The sequence below is a fragment of the Acinetobacter lactucae genome (genome assembly GCF_001605885.1).
Lineage (GTDB): Bacteria > Pseudomonadota > Gammaproteobacteria > Pseudomonadales > Moraxellaceae > Acinetobacter > Acinetobacter lactucae.
Map to the genome: position 1 here is coordinate 389,876 of NZ_LRPE01000039.1, position 13,654 is coordinate 403,529.

Below are 13,654 nucleotides of genomic sequence, written 5' to 3' on the forward strand. Positions count from 1 at the left end.
AATAAAAATAGTGAGACTATTTTCTACTTAAACCACTTCTTCAAGTTCTTCGATATCAAAAACCTGACGTAAATAAGCCAAGAACGTATCGTTATCAGTCATGGTTTTACCTGGACTATCAGAAATTTTCGCAACTGACTGACCATTACATTCAACGAGTTTCAACACAATATTGAGCGGCTTTTGCCCCATGTCATTGGTCAAATTAGTTCCAATACCAAAACTCACCTGAAAACGATCTTTAAAGTATTGATGTAATTCCCACGCTTTTGGCAAATCAAGACCATCGCTAAAGGTCAGCATTTTGGTTTTAGTATCAATTTTTAATTTACGGTAATGTGCATAAGCCTTATCACCCCATTCATACGGGTCGCCACTGTCATGACGTAAACCATCAAATAGCTTTGCAAAATAAAGGTCAAAGTCGCGTAAGAAGGCATCCATCCCCACCACATCAGTTAGGGCAATTCCTAAATCGCCACGATACTCTTGTACCCATGTTTCTAAAGCTGCTTTTTGGAAATCACGCAAGCGGACATCAAGCGCCTGAAACGCTTGTAAAAACTCATGTGCCATGGTTCCAATTGGTGTAATGTTAAGCTCTTTAGCCAGTAATACATTACTTGTACCACGAAACACATTTGGTACAGTTTTATGAAAAGCTGCCACAACATGTTTTTGCCATTCAAAGCTATAGCGACGACGTGTACCAAAATCAGAAACTAAAAACGGTGGATCATTCGGCTGCTGAGCTTTTTCATATTGCTGAATCAATTCGAGTTTTGCTTGTAAACGGCGTTCGCCTTCGGCCCAAACTTGATCTGTTTTGATACGGCTAAAATATAACTCGTTTACAATCGCCAGAACAAAAATCTCGAACATCATGGCTTGAACCATCGGACCTTCGATACGAATATCCAAACGACCTTCGGCATCAATACTTGCCTGAATAAAACGTCGTTTGAGTTGGAATAATTCTAAATAATCGACAAAGTCGCTTTTAATAAATCGTAATTTTCGTAAATATTGTAGCTCGTCTTCTTTATATTTGAGATTACATAAATGGTCGAGTTGCTCGTTTAAGTCATCCAAAATATCCACTAACGGATAAACTGTATCTTCTAAGTTTCTGCAACGAAAATGATAGACACTATGTGTTTGCGGGAATTTATGCAAAACCACTTGTAGCATCGTAAATTTGTACAAGTCTGTATCTAGTAAAGAATGGATAATTGGAGACATAGTCAATGATTATTCGCTTGCTTCTTAGCATTAAAGCATATTTTTATGGATGAATTGCGAGGTTTTATACCATTGTTGCAGTTCCATGAAATTTCCTTTTAAAAATCATTTAATTTAAATTCTGCTAAACTACGTTAATTCAATTAATTATAGAAATTTGCTTTAACTATGCGCGCTTTAATACAACGAGTTCTTGAAGCCAAAGTGGTTGTAGACGGTGAAACTACAGGCGAAATCCAACACGGCCTACTGGTATTTTTAGGCATTGGCCGAGATGATACTTTGGCTGTTGGCCAAAAGCTTATTGATAAGATTTTAAAATATAGAATCTTTGATGATGAGCAAGGCAAAATGGGCTGGAACGTGTCTCAAGCAAAGGGTGGAATACTGCTCGTGTCACAATTTACTTTAATGGCACAAACACAAAAGGGTTTACGTCCAGACTTTGGCCCAGCAATGCCACCTAGCGACGCAAAAGCTTTATACGAGCAATTGGTTGAATATGCACATTCTCAATTTGAAAATGTTCAAACTGGGATATTTGCTGCTGATATGAAAGTACATTTAATAAATGATGGTCCGGTGACATTCAATTTAGAAGTCGAAGCATAAATATAAAAAAACTCCCAAGATGGGAGTTTTTTTATATCTGGATATTAACGACCAGTTTTCTCTTTAATGAAAGCACGTGCCTGACGGACTTTATCTTTTACTGGTTTTGGTAATTTAGGTGGAATGAGCTTAGCAACTTGGTTAAACCATACTAATAGGCTGAAGTCACCTTCCATTTTAATACTGCCTTCTTGCATACCCGTCATAAATGCTGTTGGGTCACCTTTGATCAAAGTTTTTACACCTTGCTCACTGTCTGCAAATTGCAAAATAAAATCAGCCTTTTCAGGCGCACCTGCAACTGTATCAATCTGACCATTATTAATAATGATCTGACGTGCAACACCTAAATCTGTACCGATCTGAATACGGAAAGCGCGGTCATGAATCAGTTCAATAAACTTAGGGCTAGTACGCGCCAACTGCTTCATACGCAGCACTAAACCTGCTACCAATAAATCTAACGGGTCTGTACTGACATCAACGAGAGGTAACTTGACTACAGGTATAGAAGAAAGTTTCATGAACATTCACGCCTATTGTATTTTTATGAAAACTTTAGAGCAAAACTTAGCAAGGACATACCATTGCCTGTGTTTTATGCATCAATTGATAATTTTTTAGCTGGCAACGCAATCTAGATGAAACGTCAACAGACCCATCTATCGTAGCATAACTGGCTATTTTTTAATAAATGCTTTGTATAATAAAAATCACGTTTCGTAAATGAAAAAGGCATGCTGTGCATACCTTTTTACCGTTAGATAACAATTTAATTATCGGCTAGAACATTGCTGCTGATCATCTTCATATACTGGCGTGTGTTCTATATATTGGCGATTTGCCAAAGCCTTTTGTGCTTGTTTATCCTCACGTAACAAAATAAATGTAACCATTACCATCGCTAGACTTAGTGCAGTTAAATAACTATATGTGACTGGCATTTCAAAAGTGACTTGAACTCCAAAACGGACCACTTCCAATAGCCCCCAAAAGAACATCCCTGCAAGCATAAAACCAAGCCAACGACGGTAAGGAGAAAAGAAAACAGCAACAAGCGCGACAGCAATTAAGCTGAATCCGGCGATAGCGGCAAAATTCGCTGTTACCATAGAAACCTCCGTCTTAATGAAAACGTCTAAAAACATTCGGTCTTAAATACCCGACCTCATTCCAAAAACAACTTTAATTCATGATTTGTGTTGAAGCTTACGATGCATTATGTATGTTTTTTTTTAGAAAAAAAGACCCGTTTTTTCTCTATGCGACATACTTTGTCGCAACATTCTTTTGTCATTACATTTTTGTAAAATTCAAAAAGATCGATTCCCTATATGGCATCAATTCTGGCGTGTCATTACAATAAAATATGATGTTTTTAAGGGCCAAAATAAGTTTTTTTCAGATTTTTTTATTGCCTTTTTTCTGTGCAAAATTTTGACATAACTTGCTTGTTTTTATGACTATTCTGCATAAAAAAAGCGCTACTCTGAAGTAGCGCTTAAAGCTTATCCATATAGGTTAAGCACGATTTAAATCTTTATCATGCATACCGAGTAAATACAGCACACCGTCTAAACCAACACTTGAAATCGCCTGATTTGCGTTTTGGCGTACTAATGGTTTTGCACGATATGCAACTCCTAGACCTGCAATCGCAAGCATTGGTAAATCGTTTGCGCCATCGCCTACTGCCATCGCTTGCTCTAGAGAAATCCCCATTTTATTTGCAAGCTCGCGTAGTAACTCAGCTTTACGGGCACCGTCTACAATCGCACCTTTCACTTCACCTGTCACGAAACCATCTTGCACATCTAAGATGTTGGCATGAACTTCATCAATACCCAGTTTGCCTTGTAAATATTCAGCAAAATACTGGAATCCACCCGATAAAATTGCCGTTTTATACCCCAGTGCTTTTAAAGTCGAGATAAGGCGTTCTGCACCTTCGGTAATGGTTAAACGCTCTGCAATTTTAGGTAAAACAGCAGCATCAAGCCCTTTTAATAATGCAACACGTGCACGGAAGCTTTGCTGAAAATCAAGCTCACCTTGCATCGCTCTTTCAGTAATTTCAGCAACTTGTGCGCCTACCCCTGCTTCAATCGCCAACTCATCAATCACTTCTTGTTCAATTAAGGTTGAGTCCATATCGAAACACACTAAACGGCGATTGCGTCGATACGCATTGTCTTCTTGAACAGCAACATCAATATTTAATTCGCTTGAAAGAAGTAAACATGCTGCACGCATGGCTTGTGCATCTAAAGTTGGGCCGCTACTTAAACCAAACTGTACACAAGCACGACGCGGGAATGCGCTATCCTTTTCAAAGTCTACACGACCCGATAAACGCGTTACTGTTTCAATGTTAAAGCCTTGGCTAGACACAATTTGTGTAACCGCTTGTAAATGTGCAGCCGTGAGTTCTGGGGCTAAAGCCGTGACGATATAACGAGTCCGGCCCCCTTCACTAACCCATTGTTCGTATTCTGCGCCCGTGATTGGTTTAAAGCGCACTGTTAAGCCAATATCATGTGCTAAAATCAGAATCTCTTTCATTGCCAATGCGGTTGCAGTTTCATTATCGGAAGCGACCACAATGCCTAATGTAAGTTGATTATGAATAACAGCCTGACCTACATCCAGTATTTGCAATGAATGTACGGATAGTACTTGCATTAATCGGGTAAACTGGTTTGGTTGGTCCGGTCCTAAAAAGGATATAAGAATGATTTCTCGCATGAATTGACTCTAGTCTGAGTGACAACTATTGTAAGAATCATAATCGAATTTCAATATAATTGCCTTGGAAGTTTAACTTGATTGCGCCTAGACAAGGGCTATTTGCTAGCCTACTGATCGTTAGTTTTGCATTGCATACCTTTTTATTGGTCATTGCAACGACACACCAGCTTAATGAAAACCGTGCGAGTCAAGGTCAGCTCATGACCAGCCAGCTCGTTGCAGACAGCTTATCTGAGCTTGAACCTGCCAATACGGTGTCTTTAGCTCTGATTGCCAATCGCTATGCGACCAATCCAAGCGTTGCGTCTATTCGCATTCTTGATGCTAACAAACAGGTTCTAGCAACGAGCGGAATTTCAAAAACCCGCCAAGGCGAGATTTTTGCTCGTGATGCCCTTCAAAATGAAAAGAAAGTGGGTTCTATCGAGGTTACGCTGATTCAGCCAAGTATTGGAGAAATTCTTCGTACTCAATGGCTTGCAATTTTAGCTTCTCTGTTTTTGCATGTTTTATTATGGCTTGCCTATCGCGCGATTGCTCGTCCAACCCGTAGCGAATATTTGGCACGCATTAATGAAGAAAACCGCTTGAAGCATGAAATTCAGCAGTTAACTCAAGCATTGGCTTTAGAAAAACAAAATACGGTGACATTGGTTGCACAAGCTCAGCAACAAGCTAAAGCTAAACCAGCAGTCCGCCAACAAACTGAGAAAACTTCAGATTCAACTGATCAACATACTCTGGCACTTAATATCCAGTTCTATGACCCTAAACAGTTATTAAGCAGCGTTAACCAGTCGGTTTCTGTACCGTACTTTAAACTCTGTCAGCTCTTTTTAAACAAGAGTATTGAGCTGTGCGTTAAGCATTACCAATTAAAGCTAACCGATATTGAAGTGGTAGATGAGTTTAATGCCGACGGTGCAACACTTGCGATTTCAACTTCGCATGCCCACGCTGTAGAGTGTCTGCTCATGATTGGAACAGTCTTCCAACTACTTTCAGACGTTTTATATAAACGTTACCGTGAAGATAAACGCTTTGCGCTGCAAACTCGTAGTGCAACGTGTAATGCTGTAGAAGCGATGCAAATTGATGCAAAAGAAGCTGCTCAACGTTTAGCGCAGCATCTTCATGCGAAAGAGTCGGCTTTATATCTTGAGAATGATCAGCTCAAAGCAATTCAAGACAGTTATCAACTTGTTGCTATGCCAAACCCAAGCAATGTGATGACACGTCATGCATTTATGATTAATGGCATGAATGCAGAATGTGCTGAACTTGCTCAAAATATCCGGACTGAAATTTTAATGGGAAAAAAATCAATCCCACAAAATGATAGTCCAAGTAGTGCAGCTTCATAAAAAGTAACTACGCGCATCATAACCTAGCCTTTTGGCTAGGTTTTTTTATTTAGATTCATAGCTTTTCTTTAAAATCACTCCATTTTTTTATGATTTATTTGTATAAATAAATCTCGATCTATTCTTTGGATTCATAAATTTGGATAAATCAGAATCATAGGCAAAATTATCTAAACAGCGTAAACTATGCAAAATTTATTAAATAGAAATTGTCTTACGACAAAAAAAGGTGAAAGCGAATGCCGCTGAGTCGTGTTGAAGATCTTGTCGCCGATATTCGTGCAGGCAAAATGGTTATCTTGATGGATGACGAAGATCGCGAAAATGAAGGTGATCTTGTCATTGCAGCAACGCATGTTCGTCCTGAAGATATTAACTTCATGATTACCCATGCACGTGGTCTAGTTTGCCTAACGCTTAGCCGTGAGCGCTGTAAACAGTTAAACCTTCCGTTGATGGTTGACCAAAACGGTGCTCAGCACAGTACAAACTTTACCTTATCAATCGAAGCCGCTGAAGGTATTACAACGGGTATTTCAGCAGCAGAACGTGCACATACAATTCAAGCTGCTGTTGCAGCGCATGCTAAACCAACTGATATTGTACAGCCGGGCCATATTTTCCCATTAATGGCACAACCAGGCGGTGTTTTACATCGTGCAGGCCATACCGAAGCAGGTTGTGATTTAGCACGTTTAGCAGGTCTGGAACCAGCTTCTGTCATTTGTGAAATCATTAATGAAGATGGCACAATGGCACGCCGTGCAGATTTAGAAATTTTTGCTGAGAAGCATGGCTTAAAAATTGGTACAATTGCGGACTTGATTCACTACCGCATGACCAATGAGCAAACGGTTGAACGTCTGGATCAAAAAACCATTCAAACAGAATATGGTTCATTTGAACTTTATCGTTATCGTGAGATTGGTAACCCGGACATTCATTTGGCTTTAGTCAAAGGCGAGCCAAAAGAAGGTGTTACAACAGTACGTGTACATGGTTTTAGTCCAATTCGCGATTTGCTTAAGCTCAATAAAGCTGATGGTGAACCAGCGTGGAATTTAGACCGTGCACTACAGACGATTGCAGCGAGTGATCGCGGTGTTTTAGTCTGGATCGGACAAGATCATTTGCAAGACTTGGGACCAGCGTTGGATGATTTAAATAAGCCAAAACCGGTGAAATCCAATGCAGCACTTTCACATCAATATCAAACCATTGGTGTCGGTGCTCAAATTTTGCGTGATTTAGGTGTTGAAAAAATGAAGCTTCTTAGCTCACCATTACGTTTCAATGCTTTATCTGGCTTTAATTTAGAAGTAGTGGAATATGTCACTGCTGATCAAATCACAACGAAATAATCGAGGTTGCTATGGCAATTCGCCGTATTGAAGGTTTATTACATCTCGCAAGCGAAGGTCGTTATGCGATTTTAGTGGGTCGTTTCAACAGCTTTGTTGTTGAACACTTATTGGATGGTGCAATCGACACATTAAAACGTCATGGTGTAAATGAAGATAACATTACTGTTATTCATGCTCCTGGCGCATGGGAACTCCCGATTGTTGCTAAAAAATTAGCTACATCAAACCAGTTTGATGCAATCATCGCACTTGGCGCAGTGATTCGTGGTAGCACACCACACTTTGACTTCGTTGCTGGTGAGTGTGCAAAAGGTTTAGGTGTAGTGGCGTTAGAAAGCAGCTTGCCTGTCATCAATGGTGTATTAACTACTGATAGCATCGAGCAAGCCATCGAACGTTCAGGTACAAAAGCAGGAAACAAAGGTAGCGAAGCTGCATTGACTGCTATTGAAATGGTTAATTTATTAAAGGCAATTTAAAGCATGTCTCAAACACTGCAAGCCGCTTATGCAGCAAAACGTAAAGCACGTCGTTTTGCTGTACAAGGTATTTATGAGTGGCAAATGAGTCACAACCCTGTACATGAAATCGAAGCACGCACCCGTGCTGAAAATGCAATGCACAAGGTAGACTTAAACTACTATCACGAACTGCTCACACAAGTGATTGCACAGCACGAAGATCTTGATGCATTACTCATTCCGGTACTTGACCGTGAACTTAGTGCACTTGATGGTGTAGAGCTAGCAACATTACGCTTAGGTGCTTATGAGTTACGTGATCATTTAGAAGTACCATATCGAGTAGTTCTAGATGAAGCTATTGAACTCGCTAAACACTTTGGTGGAGCAGATAGCCATAAATACATTAATGGCGTTCTAGATCGTTTAAGTTCAACACTACGTAGTGCTGAAAAACAACAAGCAAACTAACAGGTTTGAAGTTGATATGGCTGAGTTTTCTATTATTGACCAGTACTTTAACAGACAATCTTATACGGATGTCACCTTAGGTATTGGAGATGACTCAGCCTTAATTACCCCTCCCGCAAACCAACAATTGGTGATCTGTGCAGATACACTTGTTGCTGGACGTCATTTCCCTCTCGATACTTCTGCCCATGCAATTGGCTGGAAAAGCGTAGCTGTCAATCTTTCAGATATTGCAGCAATGGGGGCAAAACCGCATAGTATTTTACTGGCGTTAAGTCTTCCTACAATTGATCATGAATGGCTTGAAGGATTCAGTCAGGGAATTTATGACTGCTGTAATCAATTTGGGGTTGCTCTTATTGGCGGAGATACGACCCAAGGTCCTCATCTCACCATTACCGTCACAGCCATGGGCTGGGTTGAAACCGGACAAGCTGTGTTACGTTCCGGTGCCAAAGTCGGTGACTATGTTTGTGTGAGCGGTCAAGTGGGTGATGCCGCGTATGGTTTACAGCATCTAGGTCATCCATTACAAAAGAGACTGGACTACCCAACACCACGTTGTCAGCTTGGACAACAGTTGAAGGGATTAGCTTCTAGTATGATTGATATTTCTGATGGATTAGCCCAAGATTTAGGCCATATTTTAAAAGCCTCGCACGTCGGCGCCCGATTACTTTTAGAAAAGTTACCGATTGATTCAACACTACAAGAACTACCAGAACAACAGCGCTGGCAATATGCGCTCGCTGGTGGCGATGACTACGAATTATGTTTTACAATAACACCGCAAAATTACGAAAAACTTTTGCAAAAACAACTAGACATTAAGATTACAATGATCGGAGAGATCGTTGAGCAAACACAACTAACTTTTGAGCATTTGGGTTCAGATTACCCATTGCAAATTCATGGATACCAACACTTTGCATAAGCCACCGATTCATTTTAAGGACATGTCTTGGTTCAACCGCTGCATCGTTTTCTGTGGAGTTGGTTTCGGATCTGGTCTCGCACCTAAAGCTCCCGGTACTTTTGGCTCTGCCTTTGCCCTACTCTTCGTTCCAATCTGGTTATCGCTTGGCTTTAACTTAAGCTTGATCGCAATCCTCATCATGTCATTGGTGGGGATTTATATTTGTGGTCAAACCGCAAAAGTTATAGACGTACACGATGATGGTCGAATTGTGTGGGACGAATTTGCAGGTCAATCTATTACCTTTCTTCCTCTGCTTTATTTACAACAAATGAATTGGATGTGGGTGATTGGGGGATTTATATTATTTCGGATTTTCGATGTTTGGAAACCTTGGCCTATACGCGTTATTGATCGTCAAGTGCATGGTGGTTTTGGTATTATGCTTGACGATATTATTGCCGGTGTATGGGCTGCTCTTTGTACACTAATTATTATCCATTTGAGTTAAATCATTAGAGTTATTCATGTCAACTACCGTCATTATTCTTGCTGCAGGCAAAGGAACGCGTATGCGTTCTCAGCTTCCTAAAGTACTACAACCTTTAGCGGGTCGCCCACTTTTAGGACATGTCATTCAAACAGCAAAAAAAATACACGCAGAAAATATTATTACGATTTATGGACATGGTGGTGACCACGTCAAACAAACTTTTGCACAAGAAAAGATTCAATGGGTTGAACAAGCAGAACAATTAGGTACAGGTCATGCAGTACAAATGACCTTACCAGTACTTCCTAAAGACGGTATTTCATTAATTCTTTATGGTGATGTACCTTTAGTACGTCAAACAACGCTAGAGCAACTTGTTGAAGTGTCAAGTAAAACAGGCATTGGCATGATTACTTTACATGTCGACAACCCAACAGGTTATGGTCGTATTGTTCGTCAAGAAGGTAAGATTCAAGCGATTGTTGAACATAAAGACGCAACTGAAGCTCAGCGCCAGATTCAAGAAATCAACACAGGTATTTACTGTGTTAGCAACGCAAAACTTCATGAGTGGTTGCCTAAACTTTCAAATGAAAATGCGCAAGGCGAATATTATCTAACTGATATCGTAGCAATGGCTGTTGCAGATGGGCTAGAAATCGCCTCTATTCAACCAGAACTCGCTTTTGAAGTTGAAGGCGTCAATGATCGTTTGCAACTTGCTGCACTTGAACGTGAGTTCCAGCAACAACAAGCTAAAGAGCTTATGCAACAAGGCGTAACTTTTGCCGACCCTGCACGCTTTGACTTACGCGGTACTGTAAAAGTTGGACATGACGTTCGTATTGACGTCAATGTGATTATTGAAGGCGACTGCGAGCTTGGTGATTTTGTAGAAATCGGCGCTGGTTGTATTTTAAAGAACACCAAAATTGCAGCGGGCACTAAAGTTCAGGCCTATAGCGTTTTTGATGGTGCGGTTGTTGGTGAAAATGCTCAGATTGGACCATTTGCACGCTTACGCCCAGGTGCTAATTTGGCAAATGAAGTACATATTGGCAACTTTGTGGAAGTTAAAAACACAACAATTGGATTGGGTAGTAAAGCTAACCATTTCACCTATTTAGGTGATGCAGAAATCGGTGCTGAATCGAATATTGGGGCAGGTACGATTACTTGTAATTATGACGGTGCAAATAAACACAAAACCACTATTGGCGATGCCGTTTTTATCGGTTCTAATAGCTCGCTGGTTGCTCCGGTGACCATTGGGAATGGCGCAACAGTTGGTGCGGGTTCTGTGATTACGAAAGATGTAGCCGAACAAAGTCTCTCCTTTGAACGTGCGCAACAAATTTCAAAAGCAAATTATCAACGTCCCCAAAAGGTTAAAAAATAAGAGGATTGAAGTATGTGTGGTATCGTCGGAGGCGTTGCAGAACGTTGTGTAACCGAGATTTTAATTGAAGGTTTAAAACGTCTTGAATACCGCGGTTATGATTCTGCGGGTGTAGCTTTACTAAATAATCAACAAATTTTACGTGAGCGTCGTGTAGGTAAAGTTATTAACCTTGCAGATGCTGTTGCTGAACACCAGCTTACAGGGGCTATCGGGATTGCACATACCCGTTGGGCAACCCATGGTAAACCAACTGAAAACAATGCTCACCCGCATATGTCTGGTAAGGTTGCTGTCGTACATAACGGTATTATTGAAAACTATCAAGAATTAAAAGACGACCTTCAAGCATTAGGTTACGTTTTTACTTCTCAAACAGATACTGAAGTTGTTGCACACTTAGTTGCTGAAGCCTTAAAAAACACAGATAGCCTTTTAGATGCTGTTGAAGCGGTTGTACCACAGCTTAAAGGTGCGTATGCGTTAGGTATTATCCATAGCGATTATCCAGATGAACTGATTACTGTACGTGAAGGTTCACCACTCGTAATTGGTGTAGGTATTGGTGAAAACTTTATTAGTTCAGACCAACTTGCACTTTTACCAGTGACTAACCGCTTTATTTACCTAGAAGAAGGTGATATTGCCCGTCTTACCCGTACTTCAATTGAAGTATTTGCAAATGGACAACCTGTTGACCGTCCTGCGAGAGAGCTTGACGCAACTGTAAGTAGTGCATCAAAAGGTGAATACAAGCACTACATGCTCAAAGAAATTTATGAGCAACCAGAAGCAATTAAGCAAACGATTTCTCAAGCGCTTGATGGCAACAGCTTACGTGATGATTTCTTGAAAAATTCTGAAGCAGATTTCAACAAAATTCAAAGCGTACAAATCATTGCGTGTGGTACAAGTTACCACTCAGGAATGATTGCGAAATATTGGTTTGAGCAACTGATTGGCGTGCCTTGCCAAGTTGAAATCGCAAGTGAGTTCCGCTACCGCACTCCTGTAATTGTTGAAAATACACTTTATATTTGTATTTCACAGTCAGGTGAAACTGCTGATACTTTAGCTGCGCTACGTGAAACTCAAAAACGTGCGAAAGCAAACAATATCGATATTCAGACTTTGACTATCTGTAACGTTGCAACGTCTTCAATGGTTCGTGAAACTGATCATCACTTATTGACCCTTGCTGGGCCTGAAATTGGTGTTGCTTCAACTAAAGCGTTTACGACTCAACTTGCTGCGCTTATGTTGTTAATCTTGAAAATTGGTCAAGTGAAACAACGTATTAGCCCTGCTCTTATTGAAGAAATTACACGTGAATTGTGGCACAGCCCGAAAGTTATTCTTGATACGCTTAAGAATGACCCAGAAATTTTGCGTTTATCTGAATTATTCGTTGAAAAAAATCACTGCTTATTCTTAGGCCGTGGTACGAATTATCCAATCGCATTAGAAGGCGCATTAAAGCTCAAAGAAATTTCATATATTCATGCAGAAGGCTATGCAGCTGGCGAATTAAAACACGGCCCATTAGCACTTGTTGATAGTGAAATGCCAATCGTGATTCTTGCGCCAAATGATGAAATGCTTGATAAGCTCAAATCGAATATGGAAGAAGTTCAGGCACGTGGTGGTGAATTATTTGTTTTCGCTGATGAAAATAGTGGCGTAGTTGAAAAAGAGCGTCAACACGTTGTACAAATTCCAGCAGTAAACGAATGGTTAGCTCCAATTGTTTATAGCGTACCAGTTCAGTTATTGTCTTATCACGTTGCTGTTTTACGTGGTACAGACGTTGACCAGCCACGTAACTTGGCGAAGTCAGTAACTGTAGAGTAATTCAAAAAGATCATTATTAAGGCATCCCCTGCTTTAATAAATGATTGATTAAGCCCGATATGCATTAATTGCCTATCGGGCTTTTTTATTGTGTTCATATCGCTACACAGACGCTTTTACGTGAAAGAAAATCTAGTTTGATAGTAGAGAAGTCCCCCTAGGACTCTGTGTCACAACCGACTTTTTACTTTTGCGCTGATTTAAAGTTTGAGAGATCATTGCGACACAGAGATAAAGGAGCTAACCGAACTTAGCCCATTTCATTTTTGTCACAGCGTCGAATGATGCTGAGCATATTAGGGGCAAAGTCCTGTGGGAGATCAGGACTTTGCAAACTGGTATGTTTTAAACGTTGCACAGTTTGAGGTGAATACACCTGTGCAAGCTGTTGGCAAATACAATTGCAACTGGCTTGCATTTTTTCACCTGATAAACAAATTTTTTCAAATTCCTGCTGAGCATTGGCATCATCATTTGTAATACTGTAAGCACCGACCACAAGGTTTAAAACTAATATAAATTTATGAAATTTCATATTATTCTCATGATTATTTATATCTTTAAATAAAATAAAAATATGATTCGTCTAAATATTAAAATAATATTTTAAATAATAATTAACCCTCCCATAAAAACAGGATAATAAAATAAATAAAATTTTAAAATAAAAATAATTTATAAATCTAAAAAATCAGGTTGTAGAAAACCCAAATTTTAAATAAATAAAATAGTT

General features: G+C 39.9%; 13 protein-coding genes and 2 pseudogenes. 10 read left to right on the forward strand and 5 right to left on the reverse strand.

The genetic code is table 11. The features are described 5' to 3' along the window. Nucleotides 1-27: 27 nt before the first annotated feature. On the reverse strand, nt 28-1,242 hold the full coding sequence (pncB, locus tag AWW73_RS17840) for a nicotinate phosphoribosyltransferase (RefSeq protein ID WP_062850320.1): 1,215 nt from the start codon (nt 1,240-1,242) through the stop codon (nt 28-30). 168 nt (nt 1,243-1,410) lie between these two features. On the opposite strand from pncB, the gene dtd reads away from it, so the two are divergent. Further along, nucleotides 1,411-1,854 (forward strand): D-aminoacyl-tRNA deacylase, encoded by a 444-nt coding sequence (dtd, locus tag AWW73_RS17845; protein ID WP_016143827.1) that lies wholly within the window; start codon nt 1,411-1,413, stop codon nt 1,852-1,854. Between the two features lie 44 nt (nt 1,855-1,898). Here dtd and AWW73_RS17850 read toward each other — a convergent pair whose 3' ends face one another. Together AWW73_RS17850 and aciT are read right to left on the reverse strand one after the other, a co-directional pair. Continuing rightward, complete coding sequence (locus tag AWW73_RS17850; RefSeq protein ID WP_025470417.1) at nt 1,899-2,378, reverse strand: SCP-2 sterol transfer family protein; 480 nt, start codon at nt 2,376-2,378, stop codon at nt 1,899-1,901. 252 nt (nt 2,379-2,630) lie between these two features. Then, nucleotides 2,631-2,966, reverse strand: coding sequence for a ciprofloxacin tolerance protein AciT (gene aciT / locus AWW73_RS17855; protein ID WP_002119105.1), 336 nt, complete (start codon nt 2,964-2,966; stop codon nt 2,631-2,633). Nucleotides 2,967-3,079: 113 nt separating this feature from the next. On the opposite strand from aciT, the pseudogene AWW73_RS19305 reads away from it, so the two are divergent. Beyond that, nucleotides 3,080-3,295: pseudogene (locus AWW73_RS19305) on the forward strand (hypothetical protein). 80 nt (nt 3,296-3,375) lie between these two features. Here the strand turns inward: AWW73_RS19305 and serB are convergent. Continuing rightward, nucleotides 3,376-4,599 (reverse strand): phosphoserine phosphatase SerB, encoded by a 1,224-nt coding sequence (gene serB, locus AWW73_RS17860; RefSeq protein ID WP_031949656.1) that lies wholly within the window; start codon nt 4,597-4,599, stop codon nt 3,376-3,378. Between the two features lie 59 nt (nt 4,600-4,658). On the opposite strand from serB, the gene AWW73_RS17865 reads away from it, so the two are divergent. The 8 genes from AWW73_RS17865 to glmS all read left to right on the forward strand — a co-directional run bounded on the left by AWW73_RS17865 (nt 4,659) and on the right by glmS (nt 12,921). Continuing rightward, the gene (locus AWW73_RS17865) at nt 4,659-5,966 is read left to right on the forward strand and encodes a hypothetical protein (protein WP_080648611.1); all 1,308 of its coding nucleotides are present in this window, start codon (nt 4,659-4,661) and stop codon (nt 5,964-5,966) included. A gap of 239 nt (nt 5,967-6,205) precedes the next feature. After that, nucleotides 6,206-7,327, forward strand: a complete 1,122-nt coding sequence (ribBA, locus tag AWW73_RS17870; protein WP_002119278.1) for a bifunctional 3,4-dihydroxy-2-butanone-4-phosphate synthase/GTP cyclohydrolase II — start codon at nt 6,206-6,208, stop codon at nt 7,325-7,327. A gap of 11 nt (nt 7,328-7,338) precedes the next feature. Further along, on the forward strand, nt 7,339-7,809 hold the full coding sequence (gene ribH, locus AWW73_RS17875) for a 6,7-dimethyl-8-ribityllumazine synthase (RefSeq protein ID WP_002119264.1): 471 nt from the start codon (nt 7,339-7,341) through the stop codon (nt 7,807-7,809). A gap of 3 nt (nt 7,810-7,812) precedes the next feature. Continuing rightward, nucleotides 7,813-8,262 (forward strand): transcription antitermination factor NusB, encoded by a 450-nt coding sequence (gene nusB, locus AWW73_RS17880; RefSeq protein ID WP_002119137.1) that lies wholly within the window; start codon nt 7,813-7,815, stop codon nt 8,260-8,262. 16 nt (nt 8,263-8,278) lie between these two features. Continuing rightward, on the forward strand, nt 8,279-9,196 hold the full coding sequence (gene thiL / locus AWW73_RS17885) for a thiamine-phosphate kinase (RefSeq protein WP_062850321.1): 918 nt from the start codon (nt 8,279-8,281) through the stop codon (nt 9,194-9,196). Beyond that, a complete protein-coding gene (locus AWW73_RS17890) occupies nt 9,174-9,689 on the forward strand; it encodes a phosphatidylglycerophosphatase A family protein (protein WP_016143831.1) in 516 nt (171 codons plus the stop codon). The genes thiL and AWW73_RS17890 overlap by 23 nt, the downstream gene beginning before the upstream one ends. 16 nt (nt 9,690-9,705) lie before the next feature. Beyond that, nucleotides 9,706-11,070 (forward strand): bifunctional UDP-N-acetylglucosamine diphosphorylase/glucosamine-1-phosphate N-acetyltransferase GlmU, encoded by a 1,365-nt coding sequence (glmU, locus tag AWW73_RS17895; protein ID WP_031949660.1) that lies wholly within the window; start codon nt 9,706-9,708, stop codon nt 11,068-11,070. 12 nt (nt 11,071-11,082) lie between these two features. Then, nucleotides 11,083-12,921 (forward strand): glutamine--fructose-6-phosphate transaminase (isomerizing), encoded by a 1,839-nt coding sequence (gene glmS / locus AWW73_RS17900; RefSeq protein WP_031949661.1) that lies wholly within the window; start codon nt 11,083-11,085, stop codon nt 12,919-12,921. Between the two features lie 240 nt (nt 12,922-13,161). Here the strand turns inward: glmS and AWW73_RS17905 are convergent. After that, nucleotides 13,162-13,456: pseudogene (locus AWW73_RS17905) on the reverse strand (hypothetical protein). Nucleotides 13,457-13,654 lie beyond the last annotated feature (198 nt).